Origin of the sequence: Herbiconiux sp. SALV-R1, from assembly GCF_013113715.1 — a bacterium.
Lineage (GTDB): Bacteria > Actinomycetota > Actinomycetes > Actinomycetales > Microbacteriaceae > Herbiconiux.
On sequence record NZ_CP053344.1, the window covers coordinates 2,516,452 to 2,534,895 of the forward strand.

General features: G+C 71.0%; 18 protein-coding genes. 9 read left to right on the top strand and 9 right to left on the bottom strand.

Annotated features, from left to right (window positions below):
- The first annotated feature begins 105 nt into the window (after window positions 1-105).
- Entirely contained in the window at window positions 106-1,128 is a 1,023-nt protein-coding gene (locus HL652_RS12025; protein ID WP_171705534.1) for an ABC transporter substrate-binding protein, read from the top strand.
- A gap of 144 nt (window positions 1,129-1,272) precedes the next feature.
- On the opposite strand, the gene HL652_RS12030 is transcribed toward HL652_RS12025, so the two are convergent.
- Complete coding sequence (locus HL652_RS12030; protein WP_171705535.1) at window positions 1,273-1,635, bottom strand: MmcQ/YjbR family DNA-binding protein; 363 nt, start codon at window positions 1,633-1,635, stop codon at window positions 1,273-1,275.
- Between the two features lie 81 nt (window positions 1,636-1,716).
- Between HL652_RS12030 and HL652_RS12035 the strand changes: the two genes are divergently transcribed.
- The 3 genes from HL652_RS12035 to HL652_RS12045 all read left to right on the top strand — a co-directional run bounded on the left by HL652_RS12035 (window position 1,717) and on the right by HL652_RS12045 (window position 4,305).
- A complete protein-coding gene (locus HL652_RS12035; protein ID WP_171705536.1) occupies window positions 1,717-2,589 on the top strand; it encodes a siderophore-interacting protein in 873 nt (290 codons plus the stop codon).
- A gap of 1 nt (window position 2,590) precedes the next feature.
- Window positions 2,591-3,052: a GNAT family N-acetyltransferase gene (locus HL652_RS12040; RefSeq protein ID WP_171705537.1), complete on the top strand. Its 462-nt coding sequence runs from the start codon at window positions 2,591-2,593 to the stop codon at window positions 3,050-3,052.
- A 146-nt stretch (window positions 3,053-3,198) separates the two neighbouring features.
- Complete coding sequence (locus HL652_RS12045) at window positions 3,199-4,305, top strand: NAD(P)-dependent alcohol dehydrogenase (RefSeq protein WP_171705538.1); 1,107 nt, start codon at window positions 3,199-3,201, stop codon at window positions 4,303-4,305.
- A 73-nt stretch (window positions 4,306-4,378) separates the two neighbouring features.
- Here the strand turns inward: HL652_RS12045 and HL652_RS12050 are convergent, their stop codons facing one another.
- Entirely contained in the window at window positions 4,379-5,428 is a 1,050-nt protein-coding gene (locus tag HL652_RS12050; protein WP_171705539.1) for an NAD(P)-dependent alcohol dehydrogenase, read from the bottom strand.
- Between the two features lie 146 nt (window positions 5,429-5,574).
- Here HL652_RS12050 and HL652_RS12055 point away from each other — a divergent pair, with 146 nt between their 5' ends.
- The gene (locus HL652_RS12055; RefSeq protein ID WP_171705540.1) at window positions 5,575-6,243 is read left to right on the top strand and encodes a 3'-5' exonuclease; all 669 of its coding nucleotides are present in this window, start codon (window positions 5,575-5,577) and stop codon (window positions 6,241-6,243) included.
- 25 nt (window positions 6,244-6,268) lie between these two features.
- Here HL652_RS12055 and HL652_RS12060 read toward each other — a convergent pair whose 3' ends face one another.
- Window positions 6,269-7,765 carry a cation:dicarboxylate symporter family transporter gene (locus HL652_RS12060; RefSeq protein WP_171705541.1) on the bottom strand — a complete coding sequence of 499 codons (1,497 nt, stop codon included), beginning with the start codon at window positions 7,763-7,765 and terminating at the stop codon, window positions 6,269-6,271.
- A 195-nt stretch (window positions 7,766-7,960) separates the two neighbouring features.
- On the opposite strand from HL652_RS12060, the gene HL652_RS12065 reads away from it, so the two are divergent.
- A complete protein-coding gene (locus HL652_RS12065) occupies window positions 7,961-9,559 on the top strand; it encodes a sensor histidine kinase (RefSeq protein ID WP_253743874.1) in 1,599 nt (532 codons plus the stop codon).
- Window positions 9,556-10,302, top strand: coding sequence for a response regulator (locus HL652_RS12070; RefSeq protein ID WP_171705543.1), 747 nt, complete (start codon window positions 9,556-9,558; stop codon window positions 10,300-10,302). Before HL652_RS12065 ends, HL652_RS12070 begins: the two co-directional genes overlap by 4 nt.
- 20 nt (window positions 10,303-10,322) lie before the next feature.
- Here the strand turns inward: HL652_RS12070 and HL652_RS12075 are convergent, their stop codons facing one another.
- Window positions 10,323-11,852: an MDR family MFS transporter gene (locus HL652_RS12075; protein WP_216603887.1), complete on the bottom strand. Its 1,530-nt coding sequence runs from the start codon at window positions 11,850-11,852 to the stop codon at window positions 10,323-10,325.
- Between the two features lie 240 nt (window positions 11,853-12,092).
- On the opposite strand from HL652_RS12075, the gene HL652_RS12080 reads away from it, so the two are divergent.
- Window positions 12,093-12,530 carry a MarR family winged helix-turn-helix transcriptional regulator gene (locus HL652_RS12080; protein WP_171705544.1) on the top strand — a complete coding sequence of 146 codons (438 nt, stop codon included), beginning with the start codon at window positions 12,093-12,095 and terminating at the stop codon, window positions 12,528-12,530.
- A 17-nt stretch (window positions 12,531-12,547) separates the two neighbouring features.
- Here the strand turns inward: HL652_RS12080 and HL652_RS12085 are convergent, their stop codons facing one another.
- Genes HL652_RS12085 through serA form a run of 4 tightly spaced genes read right to left on the bottom strand, consistent with a single transcriptional unit; the run spans window position 12,548 to window position 17,150 of the window.
- Window positions 12,548-13,309, bottom strand: a complete 762-nt coding sequence (locus HL652_RS12085; protein WP_171705545.1) for a fumarylacetoacetate hydrolase family protein — start codon at window positions 13,307-13,309, stop codon at window positions 12,548-12,550.
- Window positions 13,310-13,328: 19 nt separating this feature from the next.
- Window positions 13,329-14,441: a branched-chain amino acid aminotransferase gene (locus tag HL652_RS12090; RefSeq protein ID WP_171705546.1), complete on the bottom strand. Its 1,113-nt coding sequence runs from the start codon at window positions 14,439-14,441 to the stop codon at window positions 13,329-13,331.
- Window positions 14,442-14,455: 14 nt separating this feature from the next.
- Window positions 14,456-15,529, bottom strand: a complete 1,074-nt coding sequence (locus HL652_RS12095) for a 3-isopropylmalate dehydrogenase (RefSeq protein ID WP_171705547.1) — start codon at window positions 15,527-15,529, stop codon at window positions 14,456-14,458.
- Window positions 15,530-15,560: 31 nt separating this feature from the next.
- Complete coding sequence (serA, locus tag HL652_RS12100; RefSeq protein ID WP_171705548.1) at window positions 15,561-17,150, bottom strand: phosphoglycerate dehydrogenase; 1,590 nt, start codon at window positions 17,148-17,150, stop codon at window positions 15,561-15,563.
- 64 nt (window positions 17,151-17,214) lie between these two features.
- Between serA and HL652_RS12105 the strand changes: the two genes are divergently transcribed.
- Window positions 17,215-17,613, top strand: coding sequence for a DoxX family protein (locus HL652_RS12105; protein ID WP_253743226.1), 399 nt, complete (start codon window positions 17,215-17,217; stop codon window positions 17,611-17,613).
- Between the two features lie 2 nt (window positions 17,614-17,615).
- Here HL652_RS12105 and HL652_RS12110 read toward each other — a convergent pair whose 3' ends face one another.
- Window positions 17,616-18,377, bottom strand: a complete 762-nt coding sequence (locus tag HL652_RS12110; protein ID WP_171705549.1) for an alpha/beta fold hydrolase — start codon at window positions 18,375-18,377, stop codon at window positions 17,616-17,618.
- Between the last annotated feature and the right edge of the window lie 67 nt (window positions 18,378-18,444).

Genomic DNA, 18,444 nt, shown 5'->3' on the forward strand with positions numbered 1-18,444 from the left:
CATCGACCGTCGCGCGGTCGAGTCGGTGAGCCCGGTCGTTATCTCGCCGTGACCCAGTCAGGGTAGCCTTACCTACATACCCGTTCGCCTCCTCGAAAGACTTCCATGCGCATCCTTCGTCGTTCGCTCGCCGGCATCGCCCTCGTCGCGGCCTCGGGCCTCGTGCTCACCGCCTGCTCGGGCACCTCGTCGGCGACCTCCGAGTCGCCCGCCGCCGACGCGTCCTCCGCGACCGTCGACACGCTGTTCGGCGAGATCGCCGTTCCCGCCCCGAGCGACGACCTGAAGGTCGTGGCCCTCGGCTGGTCGGACGCCGAGATGGCGCTGGCGCTCGGCGTCACGCCCGTCGGCGTGTACTCGTGGCAGGGCTTCACGGCCGACGAGAAGGGGGTCGGCCCGTGGGCGACCGAGCTCTTCGGCGACGTCACCCCCGAGCTCATCGAGAGCACGGGAGACAGCGTGAACTTCGAGCAGATCCAGGCGCTCGACCCCGACCTCATCCTCAACACCCGTTCGGCCGGCGACGAGAAGGAGTTCGAGCGGCTCTCCGAGATCGCACCCACCGTCTACGCCCCCGAAGGCACCGCGGCCTTCGCCACCGCGTGGGATGTCCAGCTCGAGCAGGTGGGCGCCGCCCTCGGCAAGAGCGACGAGGCCGCAGCGCTCGTGGAGGAGACGAACGCCGCCATCGACGAGGCGGCGGCCGCGCATCCGGAGTTCGACGGGCTCACCACCGTGGCCGGCACGAAGTTCGGCGACGCCTACGGCGCCTACCTCGCCGGCGACGGCCGCTTCGACCTGCTCGCGCAGCTCGGCTTCGTGCAGAACCCGGCGGTGCTCGAGCTCGAGCCGGCCGGCTTCTTCGCCAACGTCTCGGCCGAGCAGATCTCGGCGCTCGACGCCCAGGTCGCCGTGCTGCTGCCGATCGGCTTCACCGCGGCCGAGACCACGGCCGACCCGCTCATCCAGACGCTGCCTGTGGTGAAGGACGGTCGCGCCGTCGTGCTCGACCCGAGCGACGAGCTCACCATGGCCTACAGCGCGGCCTCGGTGCTGAGCATCCCCGTGGTGCTCGAGGGCCTGGTGCCCCAGCTCGCCGACGCCGCCGCCAAGGTCGCCGCGAACTAACGTCGCGCCCGGCGCAGGGTCGGCCGGTTCAAAAACGCAAACGTGGCGCCTTCCGAGCCCTGGAGGGCGGCGGTCGGCGCCACGTTTGCGGTTTCGAACCGGCCCCAGAAGATCCCGAGGTCGAAGATCTCCGCCCTCCCGGCCTCACGGCCTCTGCGCGCGGGGCAACCCGGCCACGACCAGGTCGTAGGAGTTGATGACGAGGTCGATCACCAGCTGGTGGTCGACCTCGTCGCCGTTCAGCGCGACCGTCACCCAGTGCCGCTTGTTCATGTGGTAGCCGGGGCGAACCCACCCGTGGTCGCGCACGAGCGCCTCGCCGTGCGGCGGCGCGACCTTGAGCGTCACCGTCTCGGAGCCCGCCGGGGTGTCGAGCGGGACGATGGCGAACACCTTGCCCACGACCTTCGCCACGGCGGTCTCGGGCCCGAACGGGCGCTCGTCGGTGGTGGCGGGAAGGCCGGCGCACAGCTCGAGTACCTGCTCGCGCCCGAAGCTCTCGGTCATGGCCCGAGCGTAGCGCGGGCATGCGACATCGCCTGTGCCTTCGTCGGCCCAGCTTAGGTTAGGTTGCCCTAAACTGGATACATGTCGACACAGCTCACCGTCACCGAGGCCGGGTGGTTCACACCCACCATCCGGCGCGTCAGATTCCACAGCGACGACCTCTCGGCGTTCGACGGGAGCAGCTTCACCGACCGCTACGTCAAGCTCCTGTTCCCGAAGCCGGGCGTCGACTACCCCGAGACGCTCGATCTGAGGGCGCTGCGCGGCACGATGCCGCCCGAGCAGCTGCCCGACGTGCGCACCTACACCGCACTGCACCCCGACACCGCCGCGGGCACCCTCACCATCGACTTCGTCGTGCACGGCGACACCGGGGTCGCAGGCCCATGGGCTGCAGCGGCGAAGCCCGGAGACACGCTCGCCGTGAACGGCCCGGGCGGCGCCTACCGGCCCGACCCCGGCGCCGACTGGCACCTGCTCGCGGGCGACGAGTCGGCGGTTCCCGCGATCGTCGCCGCGGTCGAGGCGCTCCCCCGCGACGCCGTGGCCCGGGTCGTCCTGCTGGTCGAGCGCGAGGGCACCGAGCCGCAGCTCGATCTGCCGTCGCGCGGCACCGTCGAGCACCTCTACCGGCACGCCGCCGACGGAACGGATGCTCCTGCCGACGCCCTCGAGACGGCGGTGCGCGCGCTGGAGTGGCCCGAGGGCCGCGTTCACGCCTTCGTGCACGGCGAGGCGGAGGAGGTGATGCATGGCATCCGCCCCTACCTCCTCACGGAGCGCGGACTCAGCCGCAGCCAGGTCTCGATCTCGGGTTACTGGCGACGCGGCCGCACCGAAGAGGGCTTCCGGCAGTGGAAGGCCGAGCTCGCCCGAGCGGAGGCCGCAGCGGAGGCGGCACCGACCGAGACGGTGCAGGGGCAGCCCGGCCCGACGACCGGCGCAGCCGCCTGACATGACCGTCGTGCTCGCCGCAGGCGCGGCCGACTTCGCCGCCGCAGCCCGCCTGCTCGTCGACTTCAACCGGGAGTACGACGACCCGGCACCCGAGCCGTCCTGGCTCGCCGACCGGCCCGCAGCCCTCTCCGCCGCGGGCGACACCAGCGTGCTCCTCTCCGGCGAACCCCCACTCGGCGTCGCGGTGCTCCGCTTCAGGGAGAGTCTCTGGCAGCCCGGCCTGGAGGCCTACCTCGCCGAGCTCTACATCGCACCCGAGCACCGCGGCCGGGGTCTCGGCACGGCGTTCCTCGACGAGGTGATCGAACACGCCCGCTCCCGCGGTGCCGACTACCTCGACCTCAATACCTCCGAAGACGACCTCGCCGCCCGCCACCTCTACGAGAAGCGCGGCTTCGACTGCCACGAGGGGCGCGGCAGCGGACCCCTCGCCGTCTACTACGAGCTCGACCTGAGCTGACCACCGGCCGTTCTCGCCGATCCCCCGGTTTCTCTGACACCCGTCAGAAAGAGGCGTAGACTCCGATCAGGTCCCCGCGGTCCCACGCGGGTCGCGATCGACTCGACGTGCCTCACGGGAACCGACCCGTTCGAGAAAGGCACACCATGACCACCACCGCCCGCGCGGCAGTCCTCCGCGGCACCGACACCCCGTTCGCGTTCGAGCAGATCGAACTCGATGACATCCGCCCCACCGAGCTGCTGGTGAAGATCGTCGCCACGGGCCTCTGCCACACCGATCTCGCCGTCGTTCACGGCCACATCCCCGCAGCGCTCCCCATCGTGCTCGGCCACGAGGGTGCGGGCATCGTCGAACAGGTCGGCGCCGGCGTCGGCGACTTCGCCGTCGGCGATCACGTCGCCCTCTCCTTCGCCTCCTGCGGCAGCTGCGTGAACTGCCTCGAGGGCCGCGAGGCCTACTGCACGAAGTTCATGCTGCTCAACATCGCGGGTGTGCGCGAAGACGGCTCAGGCACCCTCACCGCCGCCGACGGAGGAGAGCTGCACGGCGCCTTCTTCGGCCAGAGCTCCTTCGCCACCCATGCCATCGTCTCCTCCCGCAACGCGGTGAAGGTTCCCGACTCGGTGCCGCTCGAGATCGTGGGGCCGCTCGGCTGCGGCATCCAGACCGGCGCCGGCACGGTGCTCAACTCGCTCGACGTGCGCGCGGGCTCGAGCATCGTCGTCGCGGGCACGGGCGCGGTGGGCCTCTCGGCGATCATGGGCGCGAAGATCGCCGGCGCCACCACCATCATCGCCGTCGACGTGCTCGACGAGCGTCTCGCGTTCGCCGAGAAGCTCGGCGCCACCCACCTCGTGAACGGCAAGACGGATGACGTGGTCGCGACGATCATGGAGATCACGGGCGGTCTCGGCGCGGCCTACGCCGTCGACACCACGGCGGTGCCGCAGGTGATCGAGAACGTCGTGAACGCCACCCGATTCGGTGCCACGATCGCGCTGCTGGGTGTCGGCAAGCCCGACGCGGTGCTCCCGCTCGGGCTGGTGTCGGGCGCGGGCAAGACCCTGGTCGGCGCCATCGAGGGCGACTCGGTGCCGCAGGTGTTCATCCCCGCGCTCATCGCGCTCTACGAGGCCGGAGTCTTCCCCTTCGACGAGCTCATCACGCGCTACCCGTTCGACGAGATCGAGAAGGCCATCGCCGACACGCAGTCGGGCGCCTCGGTGAAGGCCGTGCTCACCATGCCGTGAGCCCGCCGGCCACCTCGACTCGCGAGAGCCGCCCCGGAATCGGAGCGGCTCTCGCGAGTTCGCGGCCGGCGGCTCAGGCGCCGATGGTGGCGGTGTCGATGACGAAGCGGTAGCGCACGTCGCTCGCGACCACCCTGTCCCACGCCCCGTCGACCTCGGAGGCGGCGATGGTCTCGATCTCGGCGGCGATGCCGTGCTCGGCGCAGAAGTCGAGCATCTCCTGGGTCTCGCGGATGCCGCCGATGTTCGAGCCCGCGATGATGCGCCGGGCGCTCGTGAGCGAGAACATGCTGAACTGCTGCGGGTTCTCGGGGAGCCCGACGAACACCAGCGCGCCGCCGGTGCCGAGGAGGCCGAGGAAGCGGTCGAGGTCGATGTCGGCCGAGACCGTCGAGATGATGAGGTCGAAGCTGCCGCGGAGCGGGCGCATGCTCTCGGCGTCGCTCGTGGCGACGTACTCGTCGGCACCGAAGCGCAGGCCGTCGTCCTTCTTCGACAGGCTCTGGCTGAGCACGGTGACGTGGGCGCCGAGCGCGTGGGCGATCTTGACGCCCATGTGGCCGAGACCGCCCATGCCGACGATGCCGACGCGCACGCCGGGCCCGGCCTTCCAGCGCTTCAGCGGCGAGTAGAGGGTGATGCCCGCGCAGAGCAGGGGGGCGGCGACGTCGAGGTCGAGGGAATCGGGGATGCGCACCACGTAGTCTTCGTCGACGACGATCTGCTGGCTGTAGCCGCCCTGGGTGCGCACGCCGTCGTGGCCGACGGTGCCGTAGGTGTAGATGACGCCCTTCTGGCAGAACTGCTCCTCGCCGGCGAGACACTCGGGGCACTCGCGGCAGGAGTCGACGAAGCAGCCGACGCCGACGCGGTCGCCCACGGCGTAGCGGGTGACGCCCTCGCCGACCTCGGAGACGATGCCCGCGATCTCGTGGCCGGGGGTCAGCGGGTACTCGGTGGCGCCCCACTCCCCGCGCACGGTGTGGATGTCGGAATGGCAGACGCCGGCGTAGGCGATGTCGATGCGCACGTCGGCGGGTCGGAGGTCGCGTCGCTCGACGGTGCCGTGCTCGAACGGACCGGTGGTGGAGGTGGCGACGAGGGCGGGAACAGATGTAGGCATGGGTCAATTATCCCGTGGTCGGGAGACATTCGGGTTCCCGGTTCGAAACCGCAAACGTCGCGCCCTCCGCGGCCCTCCTGGGCTCGGGTGGCGCGAGGTTTGCGGTTTCGAACCGGGATGTCGGAGGGTGCTCGTAGCGTCGCAGCATGACAGGCCCGGGATTCGCCACGATCGACTTCGAGACTACGGGCCTTCAGCCCGGGCGCCACCGGGCGGTCGAGGTAGCCGTCGTGCACTCCGATGCCGACGGCACGGTCACCGGCCGGTGGGACACGCTGATCGACCCGGGCGACGGGCTCGGGCCGGGCCCCACGCGCATCCACCGCATCACCGCGGCGCAGTTGCGCGGGGCGCCGCGCTTCGCCGACATCGCCCGCGGCCTCATGGGCCTGCTCGCCGGACGGGTCATGGTGGCCCACAACGCCTCGTTCGACCGGCGCTTCCTGCTGGCCGAGCTCGCTGCGGCCGGGTACCGCTCCTGGGCGCCGGCGGCGACACTCTGCACGCTGCAGCTCTCGCGGCAGTTCCTGCCGCACGGGCCGCGCTCGCTGGCTGCGTGCTGCGCGGCCTTCGCCATCGAGCTGAAGGGTGCGCACCGCGCCTCGGTCGACGCACTGGCGACCGCCCAGCTGCTCGGCGCCTACCTCGACCACTCCCCCGCCCGCGACGGCTGGAACGAGCTGCTGGCCCGCGCTGCGGCGCAGCCCGTGCCGGGCGGTGGGGCCGAGACCGGGCAGTGGGTGCCGCGCGAAAGGGCCGGTGGCGGCGTCTTCGCCGCACCGGCCCTCCCCTCCTTCGGCTTCGCCCTCGGGTGAGGCGCGGCCGAAGGCCGACCCCGGCTCAGCCGAGCCGCTTGGCCCCGGCGCCCGAACCGACCAGCTCGGGCTGGACCTCCTGCAGCTCCCGAGCGTCCCGAGCCTCCTGCGGCTCCAGCGCCGCCGTCGCCGCGGGCGCCGCGGGCGTCGCCGCCACCGGCTGCTGCTCCCGCTGCACCTCGGCCGCCTCGTCGGCGCCCAGGTGGTCGTCGACGCTCATGGTCGACTCGTCGAACGGCCGCTGTCCGGCCAGCACGGCGGTGAGCTGCTCACGGTCGAGCTCCTTCGTCCAGGTGCCGACGAGCAGGGTGGCGACGGCGTTGCCAGTGAAGTTCGTGAGCGCCCGAGCCTCCGACATGAAGCGGTCGATGCCCACGATCACGCCCACGCCGTCGACCAGGTCGGGCCGGTGCGCCTGGAGCCCGCCGGCCAGGGTGGCGAGGCCGGCCCCGGTGACACCCGCGGCACCCTTCGACGCGACCATCATAAACAGCAGCAGCGAGATCTGCTCGCCGATCGACAGCGGCGTGCCCATGGCGCTCGCGATGAACAGCGACGCCATGGTGAGGTAGATGGCCGTGCCGTCGAGGTTGAACGAGTAGCCGGTGGGGATCGTGATGCCCGCAACGGGCTTCGACACCCCGGCGTGCTCCATCTTCGCGATGAGACGCGGCAGCACCACCTCGCTCGACGAGGTCGACACGATGAGCAGGTACTCGCGGCCGAGGTACTTCATCATGCGGAAGATGTTCACCCGGGCGACGAGCCAGAGCAGCGAGCCGAGCACGACGGTGATGAACACGGCGCAGGTGATGTAGAAGGCGATCATGAGGGTTCCGAGGGCGACGATGGCGCCGAAGCCGGTGTTGCCGACGACCGCCGCGATGGCCCCGAAGGCGCCGAGCGGCGCGACCCACATGATCATGGCGAGGATGCGGAACACCAGCGCCTGGATCTGCCGGATCGCCCCGAGGATGGGCGTGCCCTTCGACCCCATCTTCTGCAGCGCGAAGCCCACGAGCAGCGCCACGAACAGCACCTGCAGGATGTTGCCGGCCGTGAGCGACGACAGCATCGAGGTGGGGATGATGCCGAGCAGGAACTCGGTGGTGGTCGCCGCCTCCTTGGTGCCGCTGGCGTCGTAGCTGGCGCCCGCGATGTCGAGCCCCGCACCCGGGTGGATGAGGTTGCCGACCACGAGCCCGATGCCGAGCGCGAAGGTCGACATGATGATGAAGTAGCCGAGCGCGAGCCCCCCGACCTTGCCCACCGTGGCGGCCTTGGCGATCGAGCCCACCCCGAGAACGATCGTGCAGAAGATGATCGGGGCGATCATCATCTTGATCAGCGCCACGAACGCGTCGCCCACGGGCTTCAGCCCGACGGCGAACTGCGGGGCGGCGAGGCCGACGATCGCGCCGGCGATGACGGCGACGATCACGGCGATGTAGAGCAGGTGCGTCGCGCCCAGGTGCCGGCGACGGCGGGGGGCGGTGTCGGTGGTTCGTGATCGGAGCGCCATTGCTTCCCTCGTTCCTTGAGGCGGAATCGCCTGAGACGAATTCCTGTGATCGGATGCGTGACGATCAGCCTCGATGCCCGGCCGGCCCCCGGGCGCCTTCTGTTCATAGTGTTCGCGTCGCTTCGTCCCCGTGCGCCGCGTCGCACGCCTACAGTGAGGAATGCGGGCGAGGAGGCGGCAGGAGGTGACGCGGTGATGCGACGATGGAGCATCGCGACCAGGCTCTTCGTGTCGCAGCTCGTCGTCATCCTGGTGCTCACCGGGGCGGCGGTGCTGGCGAGCTGGGCCGACGCCCGCGCCGACGTCGAGCGCGACGCCGCGGCCCGGTCGCTCGCGGTGGCCGAGACCATCGCCCACGACCCGTTCGTCGTCGAGGGCGTGACGTCGCCCGACCCGACGGCGACCCTGCAGCCCTACGCGGTCGAGATCATGGACTCGGCGGCCATCGACTTCATCACCATCATGTCGCCCGAGCGCATCCGCTACACCCATCGCGATCCCGACGAGATCGGCAAGCAGTTCCTCGGCACCATCGACCGCGCGCTCGCGGGCGAGTCGTTCACCGAGACCTACACCGGCACCCTCGGCCCCTCGGTACGGGCGGTCGTGCCCATCGAGGATGCGGGCGGCAGCGTCGTCGCGCTCGTCTCGGCGGGCATCACGGTGTCGAACACGCAGGTCGCGCTGGGCGGCCGCATCGCCACGGTGCTGCTCGCGGCAGCCGCGGCGCTGGCGCTCGGCGCCCTCGCGTCCTGGGGCGTCAGCCGCTACCTGCGGCGGGTCACCTGGGGCCGCGGCGCCGAGGAGATGAGCCGCATGTTCGCCTACTACGAGGGCGTGCTGCACTCCATCAGCGAGGGGCTGGTGCTGCAAGACGCCTCACGCCGGGTGGTGCTCTACAACGACCGGGCTGCCGAGCTGCTCGGCCTCCCCCGCTCGAGCGGCGGCGCGCCCGTGGCGGTCTCCCAGCTGCCGCTGGATGCTCCCGTCGCCGCCGCGCTCGACTCGGCCGAGGTGGCGGTCGACGAGATCGTGGTCACCGACACCCACGTGCTCGTGCTCGACCGCGACCGGGTGGTGTCGTCGCCCGAGTCCGGGCGCGCCCGCGGACGCGCCCACCTCATCGGCACCGTCACCACACTCCGCGACCACACCCGGCTGCAAGAGCTCGCCGGCGAACTCGACACCATGACGACGCTCTCCGACGCCCTGCGCTCGCAGACCCACGAGTTCGCCAACCGCCTGCACACGATCACGGCGCTCATCGAGCTGGGTCGTGCGCGCGAGGCGGCCGAGCTCGCCTCCTCGCAGCTGGCCGTGAGCCAGCAGCTCGCCGACCGCATCCTCACCGCGCTCGACGAGCCCGTGCTGCTGGCGCTGCTCCTCGGCAAGGCCGCTCAGGCCGCCGAGCGCGGCGTCGCCCTCGAGCTCGCCATCCCCGACCGGGTCGACGTCGGCGGGCTGCCGCCGCACGAGCTCATCACCATCGTCGGCAACCTCGTCGACAACGCTCTCGACGCGGTGGCCGGCACCGAGCATCCGGTGGTCGAGGTGGCAATCGGGGCGGATGCGCGGGGCGCGTTCCGCATCGAGGTCTCCGACAGCGGGCCGGGGCCTGGCGAGCGGCTGGCCGACAGTGTCTTCGGCCTCGGGGTCACCACGAAGACCGGTGAGGGCCACGGCATCGGGCTGGCCCTGGTGCGGCAGGCGGCGAAGCGGCTGGGCGGCGACGTGACCGTCGAGGGGTCGCGCTTCACCGTCACGGTTCCGGTGCCGGCGGAGGCGGGACGATGAGCGGCGGCGCGGCCGCGGCGGGCTCGGCGGCGCCCGCCCTGCGCGTGCTCGTCGTCGAAGACGAGCTGCTCACCGCCGAGGCGCACGCGGCCTACCTCGCCCGGTTGCCCGGCTTCGAGGTCGCCGCCACGGCCCGCTCGGGGGCCGAGGCGATGCGGGCGGTGCGGGCCGCCGTCTCGGGCGCCGCGCCGCCGATCGACCTCATCCTGCTCGACGTGAACCTGCCCGACACCACGGGCATCGAGTTCTGCCGGGCGCTGCGTGCCGCGGGCGTGGAGACCGACGTCATCGCGGTGACGGCGGTGCGCGACGCCTCGGTGGTGCGCTCGGCGGTCTCGCTCGGCATCGTGCAGTACCTCATCAAGCCCTTCGGCTTCGCCGTCTTCGCCGAGAAGCTCGAGTCGTACCGCGACTTCCACGCGCGCATCGCCGGCTCGACGGTGACCGACCAGCAGGAGGTCGACTCGACCTTCGCGGCGCTGCGCCGCGACCATGGGGCGCCGCTACCGAAGGGGCTCACGCCCGAGACGCTCGAACGGGTGCGCGGGGCGCTCCGCGAGGCGGCGCCCCGGGGCGTCTCGGCGTCGGAGCTCGCGGCCTCGCAGCACGTGTCGCGCGTCACCGCGAGGCGCTATCTCGAGCACCTCGCCGACACCGGGGCCGCACACCGCGAGCAGCGCTACGGCACCCCGGGAAGGCCCGAGGTGGAGTACCGGGCGGCCGCTCCGGCCACGCGGGAGTGAGGTCCGACGCGCGCCGCGGCTCAGTGCCCGAAGGCGGCACCCTCCGCGGCGGCGTCGGCGTCGGCCTCCAGCAGGCCCTCGTCGCCGGGAGTGACGGCGGTGGGCTTCCGCACGAAGAACGACGCGACCACGCCACCCAGCGAGATGACGGCGCCGCAGAGGAACGCGGCCTTCACTCCCGCAGCGCTCGCACCGACCTCGCTCGCACCCGCGGCGGCGGTCGAGGCCGTCACACCCGCCATGACGGCGATGAACAGCGCGGTGCCCGCGGCACCCGCCAGCTGCTGCACCGTGCCGATCGTGGCCGAGCCGTGCGAGTACAGCTTCGGGCTGAGCGACCCGAGCGCTGAGGTGAACAGCGGCGTGAACATGAGCGCGAGACCGGCGCTCAGCGTGACGTGCGCGGCGAGCACCCACCACATCGAGGTGTTCTCGTTCACCAGCGTGAGTCCCCAGAGCACCCCGCTCACGATGAAGGCGCCGGGCACGAGCAGCGGCGTCGGACCGAAACGGTCGTACAGACGACCGACGAAGGGGGCGAGCACACCCATCACGAGACCACCGGGCAGGAGCAGCAGACCCGTGGTGAGCGCGTCGAGCTGCAGCACGTCTTGCATGAAGAACGGCAGCACGATGACCGTGCCGAACAGCGCCATCATGCTGATCGCCATCATCACGATGGCCACCCCGAAGGTGCGCGAACGGAAGGTGCGCAGGTCGAGCAGGGCGCGGGAGCGGCGCTGCAGCACGATCTGGCGCCACACGAAGGCGCCGAGACCGAGCACGCCGACGGCGAGCGGAACCCACGACGACATCGGGTCGCCCGCACCTTCGCCGAGGTTGCTCAGGCCGAACACCAGGCCGCCGAACCCGAACGCCGAGAGCACCACCGAGAACACGTCGATGGGGGTCGGCCGCGGCTCGGTGACGTTCTGCACGCGCAGGAAGCCGAGCACCAGCGCGCCGACCGCGATGGGCAGCACGAGGATGAACATCCAGCGCCAGGACAGCGTGCTCAGGATGATGCCCGAGATGGTCGGTCCGAGGGCGGGCGCCACGGAGATGACGATCGAGATGTTGCCCATCGTGCGGCCCCGGGTGGCCGGGGGCACCAGGGTCATCACCGTCGTCATGAGCAGCGGCATCATGATCGCGGTGCCGCTTGCCTGCACCACACGGCCGACCAGCAGCATCTCGAAGCCGGGCGACGAGGCGGCGATGAGCGTGCCGATGCTGAACAGCGACATCGCGGCGATGAAGATCGGCCGGGTGTTGAAGCGCTGCAGCAGGAACCCGGTGATGGGGATGACCACGGCCATGGTGAGCATGAAGGCGGTGGAGAGCCACTGGGCCGCGACCTCGGTGATGCCGAGGTCGGTGACCAGGTGCGGGATGGCCACACCCATGATCGTCTCGTTGAGGATCACGACGAAGGCCGAGACCAGGAGGAGGTTGATGACGAGCTTGTTGCGGCGCGCCAGGCGCGTGGCGTCGTCGGGTGTCGCGGTGTCGGCGGCGAGCGCGGTGGAGCCGGTGATGCTGTCAGTCACGAAGAAGGTCCTGTCGAGGCGCGGAGGGGCAGGTGTGATGGCGTGGAGGAGACGAGGGGCTATCGGTGTGCAGCGCGCGAGGGGCGCCCGATATTCCGCGGATGCGGCATCCCGTCGATGTGAACAGCGTCCACATTAGCGGCGGGGCCGACGGATGCGCAATCCCGATCGACCCCCGGGCACGATGTTCATCGATGTGAAAGACTCGAGCCATCCTGTCGACCTGCACGAAAGCGCACGATGACCCACGAGACCCCCTCCGACCGCGCCGACCTCGCCGCCCGGCTGGCCTTCTCGATCGGCCGGCTCAACCGGCGCATCCGGCCGGCCAGCGAGCTGACGCCGGGTCAGGTGTCGGCGCTCGCCACGATCGTGAGCAGCGCGCCCATCCGCCCCGGTGACATCGCCCGGCTCGAGCGGGTGGCGGCGCCCACCGTCACGCGCCTGCTGGCCGACCTCGAGTCACGGGGCCTGGTGCAGCGCTCGGCCGACCCGGGCGACGGCAGGTCGTTCTTCGTGAGCCCCACGACGGAGGGCGCGGAGGCCATCCGCATCGCGCGCGACGAGCGCGCCCACCGGGTGCTCGAGGTGTTCGACGAGCTGAGCGAGGAACAGGTCGCGAGCATCGCCGCCGCGATCGGCGCCCTCGAGGCGGCCGCGGAGATCACACCGAACTGAGCGGCGCGCGCCGCGCCTCAGGAGACGGGGTTCGACAGCACGCCGATCCCCGACACCTCGATGTCGACGACGTCTCCCGACTCCACGAAACCCACGCCCGCGGGCGTGCCGGTCAGGATGACGTCGCCCGGCAGCAGCGTGAACACGGCCGAGGCGTAGGCGATGATCTCGGGAACGGTGTGGACCATGTCGGTGAGCGGGGCGCTCTGCACCAGCGAGCCGTTCAGGCGGGTCTCCACGGTGGCGGCGCCGAGGTCGAACTCGGTCTCGATCACCGGACCCAGCGGGCAGAAGGTGTCGAAGCCCTTCGCCCTCGCCCACTGGCCGTCGCTCTTCTGCAGGTCGCGCGCCGTCACGTCGTTGGCGACGGTGTAGCCGAAGATCACGCGCTCGGCGTCGGCAGCAGCGACGTTCTTGGCCACACTCCCGATCACGACCGCGAGCTCGCCCTCGTAGTCGACCCGGTTCGACTGCGGGGGCCGCACGATGGTGTCGCCCGGGCCGACCACCGAGGTGTTGGGCTTGAGGAACAGCAGCGGCTCGGCGGGCGCCTCGCCTCCGCCCATCTCGGCGACGTGGTCGCGGTAGTTCTTGCCCACGGCCACCACCTTCGACCGCGGGATGACGGGGGCGAGCAGGGTGGCGCTCTCGAGCGGTACCCGCTCCCCCGTGGTGTCGTAGCCGGCGAACATCGGGTCGCCGTTCAGCACGACGAGGTCGCCGTCGTCGACGATGCCGAAGTTGATGGCGCCCTGGTGGCTGAACCGTGCGATCTTCATGCCCTGGAGTCCTTCATGCTCAGGCGTCCAGCCGGGTGAGCCAGCCGTGGCGGTCGGGGATGCGCCCGTACTGGATGTCGGTGAGCTCCTGCCGGATCGACATGGTGAGCTCGCCCGCCGGCGCGTTCTCGTCGCCGATGGTGCCGTCGGGCGACTTCAGAGCCGAGATGGGAGTGATCACCGCGGCCGTGCCGCAGGCGAACACCTCGGTGATGGTGCCCGACTCGACGCCCTCGCGCCACTCCTCGATGGTCACGTCGCGCTCCTCCACCGTGAGCCCGCGGTCGTGCGCGAGCTGGATGATGCTGTCGCGGGTGATGCCCTCGAGGATGGTGCCGGTCAGGCGCGGGGTGACGATCTTGCCGCCCTCGTGCACGAAGAACACGTTCATGCCGCCGAGCTCGTCGACGTGCTGGCCGGTCTCGCCGTCGAGGAAGAGCACCTGCGCGCAGCCGTGCTCGTAGGCCTCCTGCTGCGGCAGCAGCGACGCGGCGTAGTTGCCGCCGCACTTGGCCGCACCGGTGCCGCCGCGGCCCGCGCGGGAGTACTCGGTCGAGAGCCAGATCGACACGGGGGCGACGCCGCCGGTGAAGTACGCGCCGGCGGGGCTCGCGATGACGTAGTAGCCCACCTTCTGCGAGGGGCGCACGCCGAGGAACGACTCGTTGGCGATCATGAAGGGGCGGATGTAGAGGCTCGTCTCCGGCGCATCCGGAACCCAGGCGCCGTCGACGGCGATGAGCTGCTTGAGCGACTCGATGAAGTCGTCGGTGGAGAGCTCGGGCAGCGCGAGGCGGCGGGCGGAGCGCTGCAGACGCTCGGCGTTCTTCTCCGGCCGGAAGGTGTGGATGGAGCCGTCGGCGTGACGGTAGGCCTTGAGGCCCTCGAAGATCTCCTGCGCGTAGTGCAGCACGGCGGCGGAGGGGTCGAGCATCAGGGGGCCGTAGGGGATGACGCTGGCGTCGTGCCACCCGGCGTCGATGGTCCAGTCGATCTTCACCATGTGGTCGGTGAAGTGCTTGCCGAAGCCGGGGTCGGAGAGGATGACCTCGCGCTCCGCCTCGTCGCGAGCCGCCTGGGAGGGCGTGAACTCGAAGCGGAGCGGGAAGGTGGAGGTCTCTGCGATGCTCATGGGCTGTCTTTCGGTCAGTGTGTCGTGGCGGGTTCTGGGGTGGCCAGCGCGGCGACGATGGCGTCGCCGACCGCTGCGGTCGCGCGGGCGGAGCCGTCGCGGCCCGCGATGTCGGCGACCACGGCGGTGCGCACCGCCTGGGCCTCCGCCTCGAGCCCGAGGTGCTCGAGCAGGAGGGCGGCCGAGAGGATCGCCGCCGTGGGGTCGGCCTTCTGCTGGCCTGCGATGTCGGGAGCGGAGCCGTGCACCGGTTCGAACATCGAGGGATACGTGCCGTCGGGGTTGATGTTGCCCGAGGCCGCCAAGCCGATCCCGCCGCTGATTGCGCCGGCCAGGTCGGTGAGGATGTCGCCGAAGAGGTTGTCCGTGACGATGACATCGAATCTAGCAGGGTCGGTGACCAGGAAGATGGTCGCGGCGTCGACATGCAGGTAGTCCACGGCCACTTCTGGGAAGGTGGCCCCCACCTCGTCGACGACGCGCTTCCACAGCCCGCCCGAGAAGGTGAGCACGTTGGTCTTGTGCACGAGGGTGAGCTTCTTGCGACGCGCCTGGGCGCGGGCGAAGGCGTCGCGCACGACGCGCTCGACACCGTAGGCGGTGTTCACCGAGACCTCGTTGGCGATCTCGTGCGGGGTGCCCTGACGGATGGCGCCGCCGTTGCCCACGTACGGCCCCTCGGTGCCCTCGCGCACCACCACGAAGTCGACGTCGCCGTGCGAGGCGAGCGGGGAGGGCACGCCCGGGTAGATGACGGTGGGGCGCAGGTTCACATAGTGGTCGAGCGCGAAGCGCAGGCGTAGCAGCAGGCCGCGCTCGATGTTGGCGTCTTTGAGCCTCGGGTCTCCGGGCACGCCGCCCACCGCGCCGAGCAGGATGGCGTCGTGCGAGGCGATGGCCTCGAGGTCGTCGTCGGTGAGCACGTCGCCGGTCTCGAGGTAGCGTGCCGCACCGAGCGAGAAATGGGTCTTCTCGAAGGTGACGGAGCTGTCTGCGGTCACCGCATCCAGCACCTTCACCGCCTCGGCGACCACCTCCGGTCCGATGCCGTCGCCGGGAATGAGTGCGAGTTTCACGGTGCGTGCCATAGCTGAATTCTAGTGACCCGCACGGGCCGCCCTACTCGACGATGTCGATCTCGCGCAGCACGTCGGCGTCGATCGCCACGCGCACCGTCTCGAGCAGCCCGTCGGGCACCGGGGAGTCGACGGTGAGCACGCTGAGCGCCTTGCCTCCGGCCTCGTGGCGGGCGATCTGCATGCCCGCGATGTTGACGGATGCCTCGCCGAACTCCTTGCCGTAAATGGCGACGATGCCGGGGCGGTCGGTGTACAGCATGACGATGAGGTGCTCAGCGAAGGGCACCTCGACGTCATAGCCGTTGATGCCGACGATCTTCTCGATCTGCTTGGTGCCGGTGAGGGTTCCCGACACCGAGATCTGCGAGCCGTCGCCCAGCGCGCCCTCGAGGGTGATGACGTTGCGGTACTCCTCCGACACGGCGTCGGTGATGAGGCGCACCGCGACACCGCGCTGCTCGGCGAGGAGCGGCGCGTTGACGTAGGAGACCGACTCGCTCACCTGGTTGGTGAACACGCCCTTGAGGGCCGCGAGCTTCAGCACGCTGACGTCGTAGTCGGCGAGCTCGCCGCGCACGATGACGTCGACCGAGGTGAGCGGGCTCGTGGCGAGACCCGCGAACACCTGGCCGAGCTTCTCGACCAGAGGGATGCCGGGGCGCACGTAGGGGTCGATGACCCCGCCGGCGACGTTGACGGCGTCGGGCACGAGCTCGCCCGAGAGCGCGAGCCGCACCGACTTCGCCACGGCGACACCGGCCTTCTCCTGCGCCTCGTCGGTGGAGGCGCCGAGGTGGGGGGTGACGACGATGTTGGGGAGGCCGAGCAGCGGCGAGTCCTTCGGGGGCTCGCTGACGAAGACGTCGAGGCCGGCGCCCGCGATGGTGCCGTTCGTGAGGGCGCGGTGCAGCGCATGCTCGTCGATGAGTCCGCCGCGGGCGACGTTCACGACGAAGGCGCTCGGCTTCATGAGCTTCAGCTGCTCGTCGCCGATCATGCCCGTTGTCTCGGGGGTCTTCGGCATGTGGATGGTGATGAAGTCGCTCTGCGTGAGCAGTTCGTCGAGGGTCACCAGGGTGACGCCGAGCTGCTGCGCGCGGGCGCTCGTGACGTAGGGGTCGTAGGCGATGACGTTGACGCCGAAGGCCTGCAGGCGCGCGGTGATGAGGGCGCCGATGCGGCCGAGGCCGATGATGCCGACGGTCTTCTCGTAGAGCTCGACGCCGGTGTAGGCGGAGCGCTTCCACTTGCCCTCGGCGAGCGCGGCGTGCGCGGCGGGGATGTGGCGGGCGAGGCTCAGGATGTGCCCCACGGTGAGCTCGGCCGCCGAGATGATGTTCGAGGTCGGCGCGTTCACCACCATGACGCCCGCGGTGGTGGCGGCGGGGATGTCGACGTTGTCGAGCCCGACGCCGGCGCGCGCGATGACCTTGAGCTTCGGAGCCGCCGCGATGGCCTCCGCGTCGACCTTGGTGGCGGAGCGCACGAGCACCGCGTTCGCCTCGGCGAGCGCCGCGAGCAGAGCGGGCCGGTCGGTGCCGTCGACGTTGCGCACGTCGAAGTCGGGGCCGAGGGCCTCGACGGTGGCGGGGGACAGTTCTTCGGCGATGAGCACGACCGGCTTCGACACGGAATCGGGTCCTTCGGTTCTATGGTGGGGAACCCGACAACTCTAGTGCAGGCAGAATGAGGGCATGGACCCGATGACGCTCGATGTCGTGGCGACCGTGCTGCGCATCCTCGTCGCCCTCGTCTTCGTCGGCATGGGCGTCAACCACTTCGTGCCGCGCTCGGTGCGCACGATGGCCGCGATGATCCCCCCGGGACTCCGCCGCGAGGGAGCCCTCTCACCCCGGATGCTCGTCTACCTCACCGGGGTCTGCGAGATCGCGGGCGGGCTGGGTCTGCTGTTCCCGCCCACGCGTCTCGCCGCGGGCATCGCGCTCGTGGTGTTCCTGGCCTGCGTGTTCCCGGCAAACGCCTACGCCGCACGTCACCCCGACCGTTTCGGGGTGCTCGCCATCCCGCTCCTCCCCCGCCTCCTCGGCCAGATCGTGCTCGCCGCCCTCGTGCTCTTCGTCGCGATCGTGTGACGTCAGCCCGCCCGCGTGCTCCGCGGCTCAGCCCGCGAAGAAGTCGAGCAGCACCGGCGCGACGCGGTCGGCCGCCCCCGCTCGCCACGGTTCTGGGTGACACTGTGCCACTCCCCCGGCAGCACGACGTGCTGCGCGCCCGGTATGCGCTCGGCGACGGCCGTGGCCGCACGCTTCAGGTAGGGCCGGGTCGCCGACCCCGAGAGGACGAGAGTACGGGCCGTCACGCCGGCGACGTCGTCGACGCGATCGGCGTTCTCCCGCACCACCCCGAAGTCGGCGACGAGCGCGCGCGCCCGCTCCGCCACCACGGGCGATCGCAGCATGCGGCGCGACGCTGCGGCAAGCACGGGGAGGGGCAGCCCGAACATCCACGGCGGGCCCATCTGCGCGATCTTCATCGCCACGCCCATCGCGGTGGGCAGATCGTCGCGCTCGATCGCCGCGTCGAAAGCGGACAGGGCCCCGAGGTCGGCGCTGCCGTCGATCACGAGCGGCGGCTCGAACAGCGCGAGGGCGTCGATGGGCGCACCGACCAGCGCGGCCCGGGCTGCAATGATCGCGCCCGAGCTCACGCCGAAGACCGACGTCGCGCCGGTCGCCTCGAGAACGGCCCGCAGGTCGTCGGCCTCCCGAACCGTGTGGGGCGGGCCCGGATGCGGCAGCGCTCCACTGGCGCCGTGCCCCCTCCGGTCGACGAGGTGCACCGTGTGCCGCTCGGCCAGCAGCTCGGCGAGGTCGCGCTGGCTCGACGCTTCCTGCATCGCCCCGTGCACGACGACGACACCCGGCCCGCTGCCCGACGTCCGGTAGGCGATCGCCGTGCCATCG

What these genes read in the sequence shown, in the direction of transcription:
- HL652_RS12025 (WP_171705534.1), top strand. Translation starts at nt 106, where the DNA reads ATGCGCATCCTTCGTCGTTCGCTCGCCGGCATCGCCCTCGTCGCGGCC.
- HL652_RS12030 (WP_171705535.1), bottom strand. Translation starts at nt 1,635, where the DNA reads ATGACCGAGAGCTTCGGGCGCGAGCAGGTACTCGAGCTGTGCGCCGGC.
- HL652_RS12035 (WP_171705536.1), top strand. Translation starts at nt 1,717, where the DNA reads ATGTCGACACAGCTCACCGTCACCGAGGCCGGGTGGTTCACACCCACC.
- HL652_RS12040 (WP_171705537.1), top strand. Translation starts at nt 2,591, where the DNA reads ATGACCGTCGTGCTCGCCGCAGGCGCGGCCGACTTCGCCGCCGCAGCC.
- HL652_RS12045 (WP_171705538.1), top strand. Translation starts at nt 3,199, where the DNA reads ATGACCACCACCGCCCGCGCGGCAGTCCTCCGCGGCACCGACACCCCG.
- HL652_RS12050 (WP_171705539.1), bottom strand. Translation starts at nt 5,428, where the DNA reads ATGCCTACATCTGTTCCCGCCCTCGTCGCCACCTCCACCACCGGTCCG.
- HL652_RS12055 (WP_171705540.1), top strand. Translation starts at nt 5,575, where the DNA reads ATGACAGGCCCGGGATTCGCCACGATCGACTTCGAGACTACGGGCCTT.
- HL652_RS12060 (WP_171705541.1), bottom strand. Translation starts at nt 7,765, where the DNA reads ATGGCGCTCCGATCACGAACCACCGACACCGCCCCCCGCCGTCGCCGG.
- HL652_RS12065 (WP_253743874.1), top strand. Translation starts at nt 7,961, where the DNA reads ATGCGACGATGGAGCATCGCGACCAGGCTCTTCGTGTCGCAGCTCGTC.
- HL652_RS12070 (WP_171705543.1), top strand. Translation starts at nt 9,556, where the DNA reads ATGAGCGGCGGCGCGGCCGCGGCGGGCTCGGCGGCGCCCGCCCTGCGC.
- HL652_RS12080 (WP_171705544.1), top strand. Translation starts at nt 12,093, where the DNA reads ATGACCCACGAGACCCCCTCCGACCGCGCCGACCTCGCCGCCCGGCTG.
- HL652_RS12085 (WP_171705545.1), bottom strand. Translation starts at nt 13,309, where the DNA reads ATGAAGATCGCACGGTTCAGCCACCAGGGCGCCATCAACTTCGGCATC.
- HL652_RS12090 (WP_171705546.1), bottom strand. Translation starts at nt 14,441, where the DNA reads ATGAGCATCGCAGAGACCTCCACCTTCCCGCTCCGCTTCGAGTTCACG.
- HL652_RS12095 (WP_171705547.1), bottom strand. Translation starts at nt 15,529, where the DNA reads ATGGCACGCACCGTGAAACTCGCACTCATTCCCGGCGACGGCATCGGA.
- HL652_RS12105 (WP_253743226.1), top strand. Translation starts at nt 17,215, where the DNA reads ATGGACCCGATGACGCTCGATGTCGTGGCGACCGTGCTGCGCATCCTC.
- HL652_RS12110 (WP_171705549.1), bottom strand. Translation starts at nt 18,377, where the DNA reads ATGCAGGAAGCGTCGAGCCAGCGCGACCTCGCCGAGCTGCTGGCCGAG.